Source organism: Streptomyces geranii (assembly GCF_002954775.1).
Classification (GTDB): domain Bacteria; phylum Actinomycetota; class Actinomycetes; order Streptomycetales; family Streptomycetaceae; genus Streptomyces; species Streptomyces geranii.
In genome coordinates this window covers 16,846-34,145 of the sequence record NZ_PJME01000021.1, presented here as the reverse complement: position 1 = coordinate 34,145, position 17,300 = coordinate 16,846, and the positions used below count along the sequence as shown (strand labels likewise).

The 17,300-nt window shown below is 69.4% G+C and carries 14 protein-coding genes and 1 pseudogene; 5 read left to right on the top strand and 10 right to left on the bottom strand.

The window, feature by feature from the left end:
- The first annotated feature begins 23 nt into the window (after positions 1-23).
- Both CW359_RS25815 and CW359_RS46690 read left to right on the top strand, forming a co-directional pair.
- Positions 24-1,976 (top strand): hypothetical protein, encoded by a 1,953-nt coding sequence (locus tag CW359_RS25815; RefSeq protein WP_105972515.1) that lies wholly within the window; start codon positions 24-26, stop codon positions 1,974-1,976.
- Positions 1,977-2,016: 40 nt separating this feature from the next.
- Positions 2,017-3,036 (top strand): hypothetical protein, encoded by a 1,020-nt coding sequence (locus CW359_RS46690; protein WP_232838595.1) that lies wholly within the window; start codon positions 2,017-2,019, stop codon positions 3,034-3,036.
- A gap of 64 nt (positions 3,037-3,100) precedes the next feature.
- Here the strand turns inward: CW359_RS46690 and CW359_RS46685 are convergent.
- From CW359_RS46685 to glyA, 6 genes and pseudogenes are all read right to left on the bottom strand, one after another.
- Positions 3,101-3,319: pseudogene (locus CW359_RS46685) on the bottom strand (serine dehydratase beta chain); the annotation flags it as partial.
- A gap of 68 nt (positions 3,320-3,387) precedes the next feature.
- Positions 3,388-3,996 (bottom strand): sarcosine oxidase subunit gamma, encoded by a 609-nt coding sequence (locus CW359_RS25805; protein WP_105972513.1) that lies wholly within the window; start codon positions 3,994-3,996, stop codon positions 3,388-3,390.
- Positions 3,989-6,850 (bottom strand): sarcosine oxidase subunit alpha family protein, encoded by a 2,862-nt coding sequence (locus CW359_RS25800; protein ID WP_105972512.1) that lies wholly within the window; start codon positions 6,848-6,850, stop codon positions 3,989-3,991. Before CW359_RS25800 ends, CW359_RS25805 begins: the two co-directional genes overlap by 8 nt.
- Positions 6,843-7,127 (bottom strand): sarcosine oxidase subunit delta, encoded by a 285-nt coding sequence (locus CW359_RS25795; RefSeq protein ID WP_105972511.1) that lies wholly within the window; start codon positions 7,125-7,127, stop codon positions 6,843-6,845. Before CW359_RS25795 ends, CW359_RS25800 begins: the two co-directional genes overlap by 8 nt.
- Positions 7,128-7,137: 10 nt before the next feature.
- Positions 7,138-8,358: a sarcosine oxidase subunit beta family protein gene (locus CW359_RS25790; protein ID WP_105972510.1), complete on the bottom strand. Its 1,221-nt coding sequence runs from the start codon at positions 8,356-8,358 to the stop codon at positions 7,138-7,140.
- Positions 8,355-9,656 carry a serine hydroxymethyltransferase gene (gene glyA, locus CW359_RS25785; protein ID WP_105972509.1) on the bottom strand — a complete coding sequence of 434 codons (1,302 nt, stop codon included), beginning with the start codon at positions 9,654-9,656 and terminating at the stop codon, positions 8,355-8,357. Before glyA ends, CW359_RS25790 begins: the two co-directional genes overlap by 4 nt.
- Before the next feature lie 94 nt (positions 9,657-9,750).
- Between glyA and CW359_RS25780 the strand changes: the two genes are divergently transcribed.
- Positions 9,751-10,419 carry a GntR family transcriptional regulator gene (locus CW359_RS25780; RefSeq protein WP_105972508.1) on the top strand — a complete coding sequence of 223 codons (669 nt, stop codon included), beginning with the start codon at positions 9,751-9,753 and terminating at the stop codon, positions 10,417-10,419.
- A 27-nt stretch (positions 10,420-10,446) separates the two neighbouring features.
- On the opposite strand, the gene CW359_RS25775 is transcribed toward CW359_RS25780, so the two are convergent.
- The 4 genes from CW359_RS25775 to CW359_RS25760 all read right to left on the bottom strand — a co-directional run bounded on the left by CW359_RS25775 (position 10,447) and on the right by CW359_RS25760 (position 14,223).
- The gene (locus CW359_RS25775; RefSeq protein ID WP_105972507.1) at positions 10,447-11,253 is read right to left on the bottom strand and encodes an amino acid ABC transporter ATP-binding protein; all 807 of its coding nucleotides are present in this window, start codon (positions 11,251-11,253) and stop codon (positions 10,447-10,449) included.
- Positions 11,254-11,275: 22 nt separating this feature from the next.
- Entirely contained in the window at positions 11,276-12,247 is a 972-nt protein-coding gene (locus CW359_RS25770) for an amino acid ABC transporter permease (protein WP_105972506.1), read from the bottom strand.
- Complete coding sequence (locus tag CW359_RS25765) at positions 12,247-13,194, bottom strand: transporter substrate-binding domain-containing protein (protein ID WP_105972505.1); 948 nt, start codon at positions 13,192-13,194, stop codon at positions 12,247-12,249. The genes CW359_RS25770 and CW359_RS25765 overlap by 1 nt, the downstream gene beginning before the upstream one ends.
- A gap of 360 nt (positions 13,195-13,554) precedes the next feature.
- The gene (locus CW359_RS25760; RefSeq protein WP_105972504.1) at positions 13,555-14,223 is read right to left on the bottom strand and encodes a GntR family transcriptional regulator; all 669 of its coding nucleotides are present in this window, start codon (positions 14,221-14,223) and stop codon (positions 13,555-13,557) included.
- Positions 14,224-14,468: 245 nt separating this feature from the next.
- Between CW359_RS25760 and CW359_RS25755 the strand changes: the two genes are divergently transcribed.
- Together CW359_RS25755 and CW359_RS25750 are read left to right on the top strand one after the other, a co-directional pair.
- Positions 14,469-15,839 (top strand): MFS transporter, encoded by a 1,371-nt coding sequence (locus tag CW359_RS25755; protein ID WP_105972503.1) that lies wholly within the window; start codon positions 14,469-14,471, stop codon positions 15,837-15,839.
- A gap of 62 nt (positions 15,840-15,901) precedes the next feature.
- Complete coding sequence (locus tag CW359_RS25750; protein WP_105972502.1) at positions 15,902-17,290, top strand: flavin monoamine oxidase family protein; 1,389 nt, start codon at positions 15,902-15,904, stop codon at positions 17,288-17,290.
- Positions 17,291-17,300 lie beyond the last annotated feature (10 nt).

Sequence of the window (17,300 nt, the reverse complement as noted above, 5' to 3'; positions counted from 1 at the left end):
GCTCATTCCAGAAGGGCGAGACCGTGAAGAGAAGTACAGGCAGCCGTATCCGTCACAGCGCCTCCGCGGCGCTGCTCATCGGCGTCACGCTCGGAGCGGCCCCTGACGGGCCGCAGCAGACGGTGGCCGAGGCGGCCCCGGTGGCGAAGGCCGTCCGCCCGGCCGTGCCGGCGGAGGCGCTCGCCACGATCGAGGCGATCATCGACACCTCGGCGAGTCGGCTCTCCGCCTCCACCGGCACGTCGGTCGGGGGCCTGGAGAAGTTCATGGCCGAGGCCGACATCGCCGACGGCAAACAGATGAAAACGGTCGGCGTCGAAGCCCAGGCGAAGCTCGAACGGGAGATCCACGGCCTCCTGAAGACAACAGAGAACGCCCTACCCGCGGCGGGGAGCATCGACCCCGCCTGGCAGGCCGGTGCCTCAAATGCCTGCCTGCAACAGGACGGTACCGACAGGGCCAAGTCCGGCACGGCGGTGTGCAGCACCAACAGCGACCGTGACCGGCGGGCCCGCGCCCGCGCCGACGGCGACAAGGCAGCCGCCACCGCCAACGGCGTACACGAAGGGGACGCCGACGCGAAGGCGCAGGGCGACGGTTCGGCCGCCACCGCCAAATCCGGTGACGCGGCCCGGGTCGGCCAGAAGGGCAATGAGTCGGACGCGATCTCCTCGGCCGGCTCCAACGCCAAGGCCACCTCCGGTAGCGCCGACCACGACCAGCGCGACAGGTCGACGGCGGTGGCGGACGAAGGCTCCCTCGCCGCCGCCGACAGCGTGGCCGGCGACCGCAATGACTCCTTCGCCGGTGCCTCGGAAGACGGCGAGGCCACCGCTGTGTCCCGGTACGGCGACGACAACAGTTCCATCGCCCTCGGCTACCACGGCAACAACGACGGCAGCGGCCCCTTCGGTGCCCGGGCCACCACGCTCATCGGCTTCAAGAACAAGGCCCTCTCGATCGCCGACGGCCAGAATTCTTCGGCCGTCACCAACGCCGGCTACGGCGACGGCCACCGCGCGGCCGCCACCTCCGGCGCCAACTCCCACGCCCGCGCGGACGCAGCCCAGGGTGAGGACAGCGAGGCCTTCGCCGACGCCACCGAGCGGGGCCACGCGCTCGCCTACGACAGCTACGGCGATGACATGCTGGCCATCGCCACCTCCAAGGGCGACGGCTCGACCGGCGCCTGCACCCCCATCGGGCAGGTGACGAACTCCGGCGAGACCACCTACCCGATTGACGCGTGCGCCAGCGCCAACGCCCGTGCGGTGGACGGGGAGTCCAACACCGCGATCTCGACGGTGGACCAGGCCAAGGCGTACTCGGTCGCGGAGCGCGGCAAGTACAACACCGCGATCACCAAGGCGAGCAACGGTGGGGACATCGTCTGGAACACGGCCAAGCCGGCGGCGGGCCAGCCCGCCAACCCGCACGAGGGCATGACGGCCGACTGCCCGTGGCCGCTGCCCCCGCTCCCGCAGGCCCAGCAGCCCTGCGGCAACGCCACGGCCAAGGCATCCTACGGCGACGGCAACCTGGCGGTCGCGGTGCCCGACGGGGACCATGTCTTCACCTGGTCCGAGGCGTCCGGCGGCAGCTACAACCAGACCTTGGCCACCGGCGAGGGCAAGGACTCACAGGCCCGCTCCCGCGCCATCTACAACAACTACGGAACCGCGAAGGCGGCGGCCACCGGCGGCGGCAAGGCTGACTCGCTGGCGGTCATCGGTTACGAGAACGTGGCGATCTCCAACGCGGACGGCGCCGGTTCCGTGGCCAACGCCACCGCTGCGGGCCCGCACGCACAGGCCACCGCCACGGCCGGCAAGGGCGGCACGGTGAGCGCGGTGCACAACACCACCACCACCGCAGGCTTCCTGGGCGTCAACCTGACTACCGGCGTGACCTGCTCCGACGCGAGCGTGACCTACGCCCTGATCGGCACCGGCCAGAGCTGCGGCAGCGGATTCTGACCAGCACTTCCTGAAGCCCCCCACGAGAGAGGACCGCGCCATGCGGACGAACCGAGTCACGTCCCGATTCCTCAGATGTGCCACGGCCGTCCTCGGCGCGGCCCTGCTCGCCGCATGCAACACGGGGGCGCCTCAGACGGTGCCCGAGAAGCAGGAAACCCACGCATGCGCACAGGCCGACGGAGCCGACGTCCGCCAGAAGGGCAACGCCTCCTGCGAGGCCTACGCCCTCGGCGGCACACGTAATCGAGCGTCCGCCGACGCGAACGGCGACGGCTCGACCGCGGGCGCGGTGGCCGGTTCGCTCGCCCTCTTCGACGACGGCAAATCCAAGCTCACCAGCGACGACAACTCCTCCTTCGCCACGGCGACCCGCGGCGCCGGCGCCCTGGCCCGCTCCGGCGTCAACGACGAGGGCGAACAGGGCACCAGGAGCAACTCGGCCGTGGCACGCGCCGACGGGCCCGATGCCTTCGCCAACGCCAGCGCCGCCAACGGCGACGACAACTCCGCGACCGCCGACGCCGACGGCTGTGTCGGCACACCCGACAACGCCTGCGCCTTCTCCGCCGCGGGCAACGGCGACCGCAACAGCGCCACCGCGGACTCCGGCGGCAAGGACTCGGTCGCGCAGGCCGGCGCGCTCGACGGGGACCGGAACACCGCCTCCGTCAGGAGCAGGTCAGGCGCCCGCGCTTCCGGCAGTGCGCAGGGCGGTGACGGCAACTCCGCCGACTCCCAGGCCACGGGCAAGGGCGCGTTCGCCTCGGCCCAGGCCACCGGCGGCGACAGCTTCGCCCTCGCTCGCGCCGAGGACGCGGGCAGCACGGCCAGCGCCATCGCCCGACTCGCCGCCGTGGTAAGGGCGTTCGCGAGCCTGGGCGCCACCGCGACTGCCACGGCGACGGGCAAGGGCTTCACCGCGTACGCTTTCGCCTCCGGCGCCGGGACCACCGCCACCGCGACCCACGACGCGGACACCGACACGGGGAGCTGCTCCGGTCCGGGCGTGGCCTTCGCGATGACGGGCGGGACGTTCCGCTGTGTGCAGGGGTTCTGAGGGACCGGAAGTCACCGCACCGTGGGCAGTCGAAGCCGATCCGATGCTTGCCGGCCAGAAGCGGCGTTCTGCTCTCCCGGACCTGCGCGACCCGGCCGTCGGCCCGGTCGGTGTCGACCGTGGCGGGGTCCCTGTCCTCAAGGCCGAGTACGACCGCCTTGCCCGAGCCATGGCCGTGACCGGTCGCGCCCAGCGACCCGAACAGTTCGGCCCGCACCCGGCTGACGAAGGGCAGCATGTCTTCCTCGTCAAGCAGCCTGACAAAGCGCCTTGACACCCGCATCGGCCCCACCGCGTGGGAGGAGGAAGGGCCGATACCGACCGGATACAGGTCGAACGCGCTCAACGCCATCAGGGGATCGCCGGGCCGCGGTACTCACTCATTGCGTCGATGAGCCAGCGGGCCAGGTAGTCGGCGAACGAGGAGCGGGGCAGGAGGCGGTACGTCGGAGCGTCGTCGATCTGCCAGAGCAGTACCGCGACCGGGCCGACCGTGGTCGACACCGCCTGGCCGGGACCGAAGGCCCGGGGGTGCAGGTCCAGCGGGCAGCCCTTTTCCAGCACCTGCCGGGCGGCCGGGCCGCTCAGCTCCAGCGTGGTGCGGTTGGCCGAGACGTCCACGACCGAGCCCGGGTCACCGGCGAGCGCCTCCTGCAACTCGGCTGCCACTGCGGCCGTTTCGGCCTGGGACAGCAGGAGCCACTCGTCGGGGCCGAGCCAGACGACCGTGTGGGGGCCGGACGCGGCGGTGTGGCCGCAGCGCTGGGGGAGTGGTGTCCCCAGGGTCTTCTCGATGCGGTCGGCCGCTTCCGACGAGGGATCGACCCGCAGGTTCACCATCGTGATGTACGGCCACTCGGTCAGCGTGACGCCGCGGGCACCGGTGACGGTGGCGTCACGCATCCGTTCCGCCAGATGCGCGACGGGGCTGGTACGCAGTGCGGCGATCGACTCAGCCATCTCGCCTGGTCCCTTCGGGGTCGTAGAGGACGAAGTCGGCCACCTCGACGGGCACCAGTTCCTCACCCACGGGGGCGAGCAGGGTCTCGCCGATCCTTGCCTGCCCGCCAGCGACGAGCGCGAGGGCGAAGGGGCGGCCGAGGGCCGGACTGTGGTAGCTGGAGGTGACATGGCCGAGCATCGGCACCGGCCCGGCCTCGGGCGTCAACGGCACGTCCGGCGCGACGAGTTGGGTGCCCTCGGGCAGCCGGGTCGTGCGGTCGGCCGGCAGCAGGCCGACGAGCTGCTTGCGGTCGGCGCGGGCGGTGTCGGGACGCGAGTGGGACCGCTTTCCGACGAAGTCCTTCTGCTTCGAGACCACCCAGGACATGCCCGCGTCCTGCGGGGTGACGGTGCCGTCGGTGTCCTGGCCGACGATGATGTAGCCCTTCTCGGCCCGCAGCACGTGCATGGCCTCGGTGCCGTACGGGGTGATGGCGTACGAGCGCCCGGCCTCGTGGACCTGCTCCCAGACGGACAGGCCGTACCACGCGGAGACGTTGATCTCGTAGGCGAGTTCGCCGGAGAAGGAGATTCGGCAGATACGGGCCGGGATGCCGGAGGCCAGGGTGGTCTCGCGGAAGGCCATGAAAGGGAACGCTTCGGCGGACAGATCGACGCCGGGCGCCAGTTGCGCGACGACCTCGCGTGACTTCGGGCCGACGACCGCGATCGTCGACCACTGCTCGGTCACCGAGGTGCAGTGGACGTCGAGTTCTGGCCACTCGGTCTGCAGCCACTCCTCCAGCCAGTCCAGGACGTTCGCGGCGCCGCCGGTCGTGGTGGTCATGAAGTAGCGGTTGTCGTCGAGGCGGAGTGTCACACCGTCGTCGAAGATCATGCCGTCGGGCTTGCACATGACGCCGTAACGGGCCATGCCGGGCTTCAGCTTCTTGAAGGCGTTCGTGTAGATGCGGTTGAGGAACTCGCCCGCGTCCGTACCCCAGATCTCGATCTTGCCCAGGGTGGAGGCGTCCATGAACGCCACCCCCTCACGGGCCGCGCGGCACTCGCGGGCCACGGCCTGGTCCATGTCCTCACCGGGCCGGGGGAAGTACCAGGGCCGCTTCCACTGCCCGACGTCCTCGAACTCCGCGCCGTGCGCCACATGCCAGCTGTGGATGGATGTGGTCCGCTCCGGATCGAACAGCTCGCCGCGTTCCCGACCCGCCAGGGCGGCGAAGGCGATCGGCGTGTAGGGCGCCCGATAGGCCGTGGTGCCGAGCTCGCCCAGCGATCCGCCGAGGGCTTCGGCGATCACGCCGATCGCGTTGACGCCGGACGTCTTGCCCTGGTCGTTGGCCGTGCCGAGCGAGGTGTAGCGCTTGACGTGCTCGACGCTGTGCATGCCCGCGCCGGTGGACCGCCAGACGTCGCCGACCGAGACGTCACGCTGCAGGTCGACGAAGTGCGTGTCCCAGCCGCCGGGTTCGCCGTCGGGGGCGGGCACCAGCCACAGTGCCCGCGTCGGGCCGCCGACGAAGCGCGTGTTGCGGAGCGCCGGCACGGGAACCGGGAATCCGGCGTCCGTCGCCGCTCGCGCTCCGGCCCTCGCCCCTTCGGACAGACAACCGTCGAGATCGTACGTCCCCCGCGCCGCACCTACGACCTGCTGGTTCCGCACACTGCCCTCGGGAACGAAGGCGACCAGGTCCTCGTCCCACCGCAGCCGCCCCTGCCGCTGGCTGTGCAGATGCACCACCGGGCTCCAGCCGCCCGAGACCGCGAGCAGGTCGGCGTCGAACGACTGCGCTTCACCGACGAGTCGGCCGTCCGCGTCGAGATTCTGGACAGTGACACCGGTGACCCGGCCGTCCCCCTCGGTGCCGACCACCGCACTGCCCGTCAGCACGCGCCTTCCGGTCGCCACGGCGACCTCGGCGGCCCGGTCGGACAGCTCGGCGCGCGCGTCCACAACGGCGGCGATGTCGATCCCCGCGGCATGTAGGTCCACGACCGTGTCGTACGCACTGTCGTTGGTCGTGCTCACCACGGCCCGTGAACCCGCGGCCACGCCGTACCGGTTGAGGTACGAGCGCACGGCCCCGGCGAGCATGACCCCGGGGCGGTCGTTGCCGGCGAAGATCAGCGGACGCTCGTGCGCACCGGTCGCGAGGACCACCTGCCGGGCTCGTATGTGCCACAGGCGCTGACGCGAGATGCCTTCGGGGGCGTCGGCCCCGAGGTGGTCGGTGCGCCGCTGCAGGGCCAGCACGTAGTTGTCGTCGTACGACCCGAAGGCCGTGGTGCGCTGTAGTACGACCGTCTCGGGGGCGGCGTCGAGCGCTGCTCGGACGTCGGCGACCCACTGGAGGTCCGTCCGCGCACCCGAGAGCAGCGAACCGCCGGACTCGGCCTGGTCGTCGACGAGGATCACGCGGGCTCCGGAGCCGGCGGCAGCGGCGGCGGCCGCCAGTCCGGCCGGTCCCGCGCCGATGACCAGGACGTCGGTGTGGGCGTACTTCTTGTCGTAGACGGCGGGGTCGGGGGTCGGGTCGAGCCGGCCCATCCCGGACAGCGTGGTGGCGGACAGACCGTTGTACAGCTCCACGGTCGTGGCCGGGAGCATGCCCTCCGAGCACGGACCGTCCAGCTGCACCAAGGCGTTGGGCTCCTCGGCGCCTGCGGCCACGATGCCGCGCGGACGGCCTCGGTAGAGCGACGGGGCGACCTCGACGAGACCGTTCGCCAGCATCGCCGAGGCGAGGGTGTCGCCGGGGTGTCCGGTCGACTCCCGTCCGTCGACGGTGAATCGCAGCAGGGCGCCGCGGTCGATACGGCCACCCTGCCGGAGCCGGAACTGCTGGTCAGACATCGGTGCCTCCGGGGCGGGGTGCGTCGAGCCGATAGGAGGTCAGTACCTCGTGGGTGGCGGTGTCGCGCAGGACGTTGAACCAGCGGCGGCAGCCGATGCTGTGCATCCACCGCTCGGCGAAGGGGCCCTTGGGGTTGTCGCGGTAGAAGACGTACCGGGCCCATTGCTCGTCGGTGAGCTCGGCGGGCGTCTCGGGGTAGGGGACATGGGCCTGTCCCCCGTAGTGGTACTCGGTCTCGTCCCGTGGCCCGCACCATGGGCAGTCGATCAGCAGCATGGTGTCCTCCTCAGTGGGCCACGGCCGCGGCGCCGTGCTCGTCGATCAGTGCGCCCGTCCGGAAACGGTCGAGGGCGAAGGGGGCGTTGAGCGGATGCGGTTCGCCCGTGGCGATGGTGTGGGCGAAGGTCCAGCCGGCGGCCGGGGTGGCCTTGAAACCGCCGGTGCCCCAGCCGCAGTTGACGTAGAGGTTCTCCACGGGGGTGGTGCCGATGATGGGGGAGGCGTCCGGGCTGACATCCACGATGCCGCCCCAGGTCCGCAGCACATGCGCGCGGGCGAAGACGGGGAACAGCTCGACGGCGGCGGCCATCTGCTGCTCGATCACATGGAAGGAGCCGCGCTGCCCGTAGCCGTTGTACGAGTCGACGCCCGCGCCCATCACCAACTCGCCCTTGTGGGCCTGGGAGACGTACACGTGCACGTGGTTCGACATGACGACCGTCGGGTGCACCGGCTCGTGCAGCTCGGAGACCAGCGCCTGCAGCGGATGGGACTGCACCGGCAGTCGTACGCCCGCCCGCTCGGCCAGCACGCTGCTGTGTCCGGCGGCCGCCAGGCCGACCCGGCCGACGAGGATGCGGCCCTTGTTGGTGTCGACGCCCACGACCCGGTCGCCGTCCTTTAGGAAGCCGGTGACCTCGCAGCCCTGGATCAGGTCCACGCCCAGCTCGTCGGCGCGGCGGGCCAGCGCCCAGGCGACGTGGTCGTGCTTGGCGATACCGGCCCGCGGCTGGAAGGTGCCGCCCAGGACCGGATACCGGGTGCGGGAGGAGACGTTGAGGATGGGGCAGACCTTGGCGACCTCGTCCGGCTCCAGCCACTCGGCGTCGACTCCGTTGAGACGGTTGGCGTTGACGCGGCGCACACTCTCGCGGACGTCCTGGAGAGTGTGCGCGAGGTTGAGGACACCGCGCTGGCTGAACAGGAAGTCGTAGTCCAGCTCCTCAGGGAGCCGCTCCCACAGCTTGAGCGCGTACTCGTAGATCGCGGCGCTCTCGTCCCACAGGTAGTTCGATCGGATGATCGTGGTGTTGCGCGCCATGTTGCCGCCGGCCAGCCAGCCCTTCTCCAGAACCGCCACGTTGGTGATGCCGTGGTTCTTGGCGAGGTAGTAGGCGGTGGCCAGTCCGTGCCCTCCGCCGCCGACGATGACGACGTCGTACGAGCGCTTCGGCCCGGGATTGCGCCAGAGGAAGTCCGGATGCTCCGGCAACGGCGTGCTGGTCATGCCGCGCCTCCCTTCAGGTGGGGGTAGAGGGGGAACGCGGCGGCGAGTTTCCCGACCCGGGCGCGCAGTTCGTCGTCGGGCTGTTCGCCCTTCAGGGCCTGGGCGATGATGTCGGCGACCTCGCGGAACTCGGCCTGGCCAAAGCCCCGGGTGGCGAGGGCCGGAGTGCCGATCCGCAGTCCCGAGGACACCATCGGCGGGCGCGGGTCGAACGGCACCGCGTTGCGGTTGACGGTGATGCCGACGCGGTGCAGCCGGTCCTCGGCCTGCTGCCCGTCGAGCGCGGAGTCGCGCAGGTCGACGAGGACCAGGTGGACCTCGGTGCCACCGGTCAGGACCGTGATCCCGGCCTCGGCCACGTCGTCGGCCAGCAGCCGTCCGGCGAGGATCTTCGCGCCCTTGAGCGTGCGCTGCTGTCGCTCGCGGAACTCCTCGCCCGCCGCCACCTTGAAGGCCACCGCCTTCGCCGCGATGACATGCTCCAGCGGGCCGCCCTGCTGCCCCGGGAAGACCGCTGAGTTGATCTTCTTGGCCAGGTCGGCCCGGCTGAGGATCACCCCGCCGCGCGGACCGCCGAGGGTCTTGTGCGTCGTGGTCGTCACGACATCGGCGTACGGCACCGGGTTCGGGTGCAGGCCCGCGGCCACCAGACCGGCGAAGTGCGCCATGTCCACCATCAGGTACGCGCCCACCGCGTCGGCGATCCGCCGGAACTCGGCGAAGTCCAGCTGCCGGGGGTACGCCGACCAGCCGGCGACGATCAACTTGGGCCGATGGGCGAGGGCGAGCTGCTCGACCTCGTCCATGTCGATCCGCAGATCGGACTCGCGCACGTGGTAAGGCACGACGTTGTAGAGCTTGCCGGAGAAATTGATGCGCATGCCGTGGGTCAGATGACCGCCGTGTGCCAGGTCCAGGCCGAGGATCGTGTCGCCGGGCTTCAGCAGCGCGAACATCGCGGCCGCGTTGGCCTGGGCGCCGGAGTGTGGCTGCACGTTCGCGGCCTCGGCGCCGAAGAGTTCCTTCACCCGGTCGATGGCCAACTGCTCGACGACGTCGACATGTTCGCAGCCGCCGTAGTAGCGCCGGCCCGGGTAGCCCTCGGCGTACTTGTTCGTGAGGACCGAACCCTGGGCCTCCATGACCGCCGCCGGGGCGAAGTTCTCCGAGGCGATCATCTCCAGGGTGGACTGCTGGCGGTGGAGTTCGGCCGCCACCGCCGCCGCGACTTCCGGGTCGAGCTCGCTGAGAGGGCTGGAGAGGCGGGTGAATGTGCTGGTCGACGAGGGTGTTGCCATCTGTGCACCATCCTGAGAGCCAACTAATGAGCAACTGATATATTAGCTTCTGCGGTAAAGTATGCGAGCTTGCAGAACAGGTCAAGGGGGCCCTATGCAGAACGTGGCGACCGAGCCCGGGAGCGGCGAGGACGTCTCGCTGGCGGAACGCGCCTACCGTGCCATCCGCGACCGGCTCGTCATGCTCGAGATCCGCCCGGGCGCGCCGATCAACGAAGAACAACTGGCACAGTCCCTCGGCGTCGGACGCACGCCGGTGCGTGAGGCACTCAAGCGGCTTCAGTACGAGCGGCTCATCACGGCCTATCCCCGGCGCGGGACCTTCGCCACTGACGTGAACATCACCGACCTGGCCCATATCTCGGAGGTTCGCCAAGAACTGGAACCCCTGGCCGCCGCCCAGGCGGCGCGGCGCGCCACGGCCACGGACCGGGCGGCACTGACGGCACTGCGCCGGCAGCTGGAGCCTGCGGATTCCCGCCGGCCCGACGCCGCCGAACTCATGCACCTGGACCTTCGGGTCCACCGCGCCATCTACGCCGCCACGCACAACCCGTACCTGGAGGACACCCTTGTCCGCCACGACAACCTGGCTACCCGCATCTGGTGCCTGTTCGTCGACCGGCTGTCCGACATGGCGGGCCACGTCGAAGAGCACGGCCCGTTGATCGAGGCGATCGTCGCGGGTGACGCCGACACGGCGGCCCAGCTCGCCCGCGGCCACGTCGAGGGCTTTGAACAGGCCATTCGCGGCGCCATCTGAATTCCCCAGCCTCAGCCGGAGGAGGGGTCAGAGGATGCTGTCGATGAACGTGCGCGTCGACTCGTGGACGGGGCTGTCGATCACCTGGGACGGTGGGCCCTTCTCGACGAGCCGGCCCTCGGACATGAAGACCACCTCGTCGGCGACACCGCGGGCGAACCCGATCTCGTGCGTGACGACCATCATCGTCATGCCGCTGGTCGCCAGCCGCTTCATGACATTCAGTACCTCGCCGACCAGTTCGGGGTCCAGAGCCGAGGTCGGTTCGTCGAAGAGCATGACGCTGGGCTTCATGACCAGGGCCCGCGCGATCGCCACACGCTGCTGTTGGCCGCCCGAGAGGGTGCTGGGGTATACGTCGGCCTTGTGTGCCATGCCCACCTCCTCCAGGGCCTGCATCGCGTCGGCCACGGCCTCGGCCCTGTTCACGCCCTTGACGCGGCGCGGCGCCTCGATGAGGTTCTCCAGCACTGTCATGTGCGGAAAGAGGTTGTAGGCCTGGAAGACCATGCCGGTCCTGGTGCGCTGTTTCGCGATGGCCGAGGGAGACAGTTCGTGCAGCTTGTCGCCCTTGATGCGGTAGCCGATCACCTCGCCGTCCACGACGACGGTGCCGCGGGAGGGGCGTTCGAGGTGATTGACACATCGCAGCATGGTGCTTTTTCCCGAGCCGGAGCGCCCGAGGATGACGACCACCTGGCCGCGGTGCACCTCCAGGTCGACGCCCTTGAGGACCTCGACCGCACCGAAGCTCTTGTGGAGGTCGATGATCCGGACGACGGGATCGGCCGTCGAGGTGTCGGTGCCGTCGGGCGCGGATGTCGTAGCGCTCATCGGATCCTCACCAGTCCTTTCGTTACGCCGGATTCGGGTTGTCGTTCGGCCGGGACCGCTGCGAGAGCCGGGAGCCGAGCGAGCGGAGCTTGGCGAGTCCGCCGGGCCGCTGTCCGCCGGCGTGGACACCGCGTCCGTAGTGACGCTCGATGTGGCTCTGGGCGTAGGACAGCACCGTCGTGCACACCAGGTACCAGATAGAGATCACGACGAGCAGCGGGATCGTACGGAAGTTCTGCGAGTAGATCAGCTGCGCCGAGTACAGCAGGTCGGCGAGCGCGATGATGCTCACGAGGGAGGAGTGCTTCAGCATGCCGATGACCTGGTTGCCGGTCGGGGGCACGATCACCCGCAGGGCCTGGGGGAGGACCACTCTGCGGAAGGTCAGCCAGCGGTTCATCCCGAGCGCGATGGCCGCCTCGCTCTGGTGTCTGGGCACCGAGAGAAGACCACCACGAACGATCTCCGCCATGTAGGCCGATTCGTTCAGGGTCAGGCCGATGACGGCCACGGCCCACAGGTTCAGTACGCCGTTGGTCGCCGCGCCGGCGAGTTCAGGACCGCCGAACGGCACGCTGAGCGACAGCCGGGGATAGAGAGCTGACAGGTTGAACCAGAAGATCAGCTGGACCAGGAGCGGCGTGCCCCGGAAGAACCACAGGTAGGCGCCCGAGAGCGTGGAGAGCACCCGGTTCTCCGACATCCGGCAGGCGGCCAGCACGATGCCGAGGGTGATGCCCAGAGTCATGGACACCACGGTGAGGATCAAGGTGGTGCGCAGGCCCGCCATGATCTCGGGGTTGAAGAGGTAGTCCCCGACGACCGGCCACTCGAAGTTGTCGTTGGTCATCACGGAGTAGCCCAGATTCGCTGCGACGAGGAGCACGAGCAGGGCGGATAGACGTCGGCCGGGATGCCGCATCGGCACGAGTTCCGAGGGCGGGGTGGCCGACGGGTCCACCCGGGTCGAGTCCGTGACGGTGGCTGCCTTCATCAGTTGCTCCCCGTCGAACCGTCGGCGGCGGACGAGAGGATCTCGGCCTTCTCGATCAGCCCCTGGCCGGCGTTGAACTTGTCGAGGATCTTCTGCAGTTCGCCGTTCTCGATCAGGTGGTCGGTGGCCGCCTGGATCGCCTGGGCGAACTTCTCGGTGTCACTGTTGCGCGCCAGTACGAAGCCGGTCTTGTACTTGGGGGCCCACGGCAGCTCGACCAGCTTGAACTGGCCCTTGGCCTGGCTCATGACGTAGGCCACCTGGCTCGCGCTGCTCACCGCCGCGTCGACCCGGCCGCCGCGCAGGGCGAGGTTGACGTTGGCCTGGGAGTCGAAGGTCTTGACCGTGATCGCGCCCTTGCCCGCGCTCTTGCACTTGTCCGCGAGCTTCGCGGCCAGCGCGGCCTCGGCGGAACCGAGCGAGGCGGCCAGGGTGTGACCGCAGAGGTCCGTCTCGGCGGCGGCGCTGGTGATCTCGCTGCCGGCCGGCACCATGAGGGCGTCGCTCGACGAGTGGTTGGTCACGAACGTGACCACGGCCGTACGCTCGGACGTCGCGTAGATCTCCCCGGTCGCGCCGTCGTAGCGGCCCGCCTGCAGTCCGGCGACGATGCCGTTGAACGGGGCGATCTTGATGTTGACCTTGAGGCCGAGGACCGCGGCGATCTGCCGCACGTTCTCGATGTCCCAGCCGGTGGGGGTCGCGCCGTCGGCCGGCTCGATCACCGCGGGCGGGTAGGTGGCGGCGGCGATCGTCAACGTCCCCTTGTCCGCGATCGACTTGGGTACGAGCGCGGCGATGGCGTCGACTTTCTTCGACACCTCGTCCGCCGCGGTGGTCGATGAATCGGTGGTGGACGAACCGCACGCCGCTGTCGACCCGATGACGGCGACGGAAGCAGCGATGGCCCCGAAGCGGACCGGACGTGAATCGCGTAGACGCTTCATGACTCTCCCTGTGGCTGAAATGCCCGAGCGGTTAATCACGGCATAGGCCCCGTTTCGGAAGTCTTCAGGGCTGGGTGATGGCAGGTAACTTCGCACCTTCGTCGAGGTCTGACAAGATGTGATCACAGATCTTTTTCGAACGGTCGCGTATGAGGACAGCTCTGACCTGGGAAAAAGATTCGAGTAACAAGTTGGACGAGCGCGTGGGGGTGATCACAGGCGCCGACCAGGAAGGTCGGGGACCGCCCGACCCGGCCGGGTCGTCGGGAGTGATTCGTAGCGTGTCGGCAACCGGCCGGTAATCGGCGGGGTCGATCGTGCTCCGTGACGCGTCGGCAATGCCAATCGCGATCGCGGTGTCTACCGCGAAACCAGCTGCGCCTTGATTCGGTCGGTGGCGTTGGCGAGAGATTCGTTGCTGATCGCGGCCGCAGCATCGGCGTCGTGCGACTGGGCGGCCTTCAGCAGATCCTCCTGGTAGCGCCACAGGGAGTCGTCGCCGGGCGTGTCGAGGGAGGCCCGGGCTCCGACGATCTTGTAGGCCCGGCAATGCTGCCACAGGGTGCGGATCGTGCTGACGAGCACCGGGTTGCCGGCCGCTTCGTAGAGGACGGTGAGGAGGGCCTCGTCGTGGTCGAGGTACCGGACGACGGCGCCTTCGGTGATCGCGCGCCGCATCAGCTCGAACTCCTCGCGCATCCGGGCGACGCCCGCCTCGTCGATCTGTGCGGTACCGCGGCGTGCGGCCTCGACCTCCAGGATCTGGCGGGTGCCGTAGATGTGGAGCAGCTCGGCGAGGTGCTGGCCCTTGACCACCGAGCCCTTGTGCGGGACGCGTTCGGCGAAGCCCGCCTCTTCGAGGCGCCGGATGGCCTCGCGCACCGGCATCACACTCGTGCCGACCTCGGCGGCGATGTCCCGGATGCGCAGGCGGTAGCCGGCCGGATACTCGCCGCTCGTGATCGCCTCGTGGAGCACCGCGTAGACCTTGTCGGTCAGGGAGGGCGACGGCTCGACACGTTTGGACATACGCACGACTGAATCATAAACAGCCTGGTCGGCGGCAGAGGTTCGACGAACGCCCATGATTCCCACTCTCAGCCTATTGTGTGATCTGTGATCACATCTTAAGGTGGCGGGCAATCCGGCTGAGACTGGAGCCCCCTTCCGGGCATCGCATGACGGCGTCCCCACGCCCCGCTGACACATCAACTCCCATCTGGCCCGGACTCGCCCTTGGAAGAGCGAGCCGGGATCCGCTCCCGGAGGCCGTGATGACCGCGAACACAGGAAACCGACTGGACGACGCACCCCTGTCGCGGTTCCACAAGAAGCTGGCGCTGTACTCCTCCGGGGGCCCGTTCCTCGACGGATACGTGCTGAGCGTCATCGGTGTCGCCATGACGCAGATCAGTCCGCAGATGAACCTCTCAGACTCCGCCGAGGGCCTCATCGGGGCGTCCGCGCTCATCGGTATCTTCTTCGGCGCCTTCGCGGGCGGCCGGCTCACCGACAGGTTCGGCCGCCAGGTCCTGTACACCATCGACCTGATCGCCATCATCGTCTGCTCGGTCGCGCAGTTCTGGGCCACCGATCCGGTCTGGCTGTTCATCCTGCGCCTGCTCATCGGCATGGCCGTCGGCGCCGACTACCCCATCGCCACCTCGCTGCTGGCCGAGTTCACCCCGCGCCGCTACCGGGGCCCGCTCCTGGGCGGCCTGGTCGTCATGTGGTTCGTGGGCGCCGCGACCGCGTACCTCGTCGGCGAGATCCTGCTGAACATCGGTGACAACGGATGGCGTTGGATGCTGGCCAGCGCCGCCCTGCCCGCCACGGTCATCGTGCTGCTCCGGCTGGGCACCCCCGAGTCCCCGCGCTGGCTGGCGAACAAGGGCCGCACCAGGGAGGCCGAAGCCGTCCTCAAGAAGGTGTACGGCCCCGACGTGACGATCGCCGATCTGCCGGAGGAGGCGGAGGAGCGCGAGAACGTCGACCTCAAGGCGATCCTGCGGTCCGGCTACGGCGGCCGGATGCTCTACATCTCCACCTTCTGGACCTGTTCGATCATCCCGCTCTTCGCCGTCTACGCCTTCGGCCCGAAGATCCTGGACGCGCTCCGGCTCGAAGGCGGCCTGGCCAACATCGGTGAGGCCATGATCACCGTGATGTTCCTCGTCGGCTGTGTGGTCGCCCTGTTCTGCGTCAACCGTATGGGCCGGCGCCCCCTCGTCATCCACAGCTTCATCTGGTCGGGCCTCGCCCTGCTCCTGCTCGGCATCTTCCCCGACGCCCCGTCGGGTGTGATCCTCACCCTCTTCGCCCTGTACGCGGTCATCATCGGCGGCACCCAGATCCTGCAGTGGGTCTACCCGAACGAACTGTTCCCGACCGAAGTACGTGGCTCCGCCGTCGGTCTGGCTTCCTCGGCCAGCCGGATCGGCGCCGCCGCCGGTACCTACCTCGTCCCCATGGCCCTGACCGGCTGGGGCGTAGGCGGCACCATGCTCGCGGCCGCCGCCATCAACGCCGTCGGCGCCGTCGTCTCCGTCCTGTGGGCACCCGAGACCCGCGGCATGGCTCTGCACGAAGCCGCCTCGCTGACACCGCGCACTTCCCACCCCGCAGGTCGCCCGGCACGCATCTGAGTGACGAGGCTCCACGAACCACCAATCCCACCCGTATTTCTGCGTTCTGCCGGAGGGCACTGATGAAAGACGTAGTGATCGTCGGAGGCGGCATCGCCGGACTGGCCGCCGGCTGGCGCCTACGGCACTGGGACACCCTCCTGCTGGAGTCCGAGGGACGCGTCGGCGGACGTATCCGCTCGGAGCGCCGTGGACCGTACTTCCTCAACTGGGGCGGGCACGTCTACGCCGGCGGGAACTCCGCGACGTCGTGGCTGCTGAACAGCACCGGGGTCGACTCGATACCGGTGCCCGGCTCACTGGCCGGACTGTCGATGAACGGCAAACTGCTGCTCAAGGGCCGCGTGGAGAGCTACCCGTTCCGCATCCCGATGCCGATGTCGGCGCGGGTCGGCATGGTCAGGGCAGGTGCCAAGGTCGCCCTGTCGGTGGCCCGCTACGCCCGGATCGTGCAGCGGCGGCGGGGCGAGAGCGAGGCCCAACGCCAGCAGCGGATCTACGACTTCATGAACGACCGCTCCTTCAAGGACTTCATCGGCGACCTGCCCGAGGACGCCGAAGCCCTGTTCAAGCCGACGGTCACCCGCTCCGCCGCCGACATCGACCAACTGTCGGCCGGCGCGGGCGTCGGCTACTTCAGCCTGGTGTGGAACATCGGTGCCGGGCTGTCGGAGAGCATCCTCGGTGGCCCGTCGACCCTCACCGAGAGCATCGCCGTGGCCCTGTCGGACCGGGTGCGGCTGAACGCGACCGTCGACGAGGTCGTCCAGAAGGGCGACCACGTCGTGGTCCGCTACCGGGAGGGCGGTGTCGACAAGGAGGTCGCGGCCCGCTGCGTGGTCCTGGCCACGCCCGCGACCGTCAGCCACCGGGTCGCCGTCGACCTCGACCGCGACGTCCGCGAGGCCCTGTCGAAGATCGTCTACGGCCCCTACGTGAGCGCCGCGTTCCTCTCCGACGAGACCGGACGCCAGGTCTGGGACGACGCCTACGGCATCGCGACGCCGAAGCGGTCCTTCAACGTCGCGCTGAACATGTCCAACGTCGTGCACGGTTACGAGGCCGAACGCCGGGCCGGCAGCAGCATCATGACCTTCTCCCCGGGCAGTCTGGCGCGCGAACTGCTGGAGCACGACGACGACAAGATCCGCCGGATCTACCTCGACGACCTGGACCAGGTCCTGCCCGGCTTCACCGGCAACGTCGTCGAGGCCGAGATCCAGCGCTGGCCCACGGGTGCCCCGTACTGCTTTCCCGGACGGGGCAGGCTGCAGCAGACACTGACCCGCCGCACCGGCCGCGTCCTCCTGGCCGGTGACTACCTCGGCACCCTCTACACCGAGACCGCGATCCAGACCGGCCTGTCCGCCGCTCAGGAGGTCCGGAGCCTGCTGGCGACCGACCGGCAGACCACCCCGCACGGCCTGACGTCGGCGCATGTCGCGTCGTAGGAACCAGTCG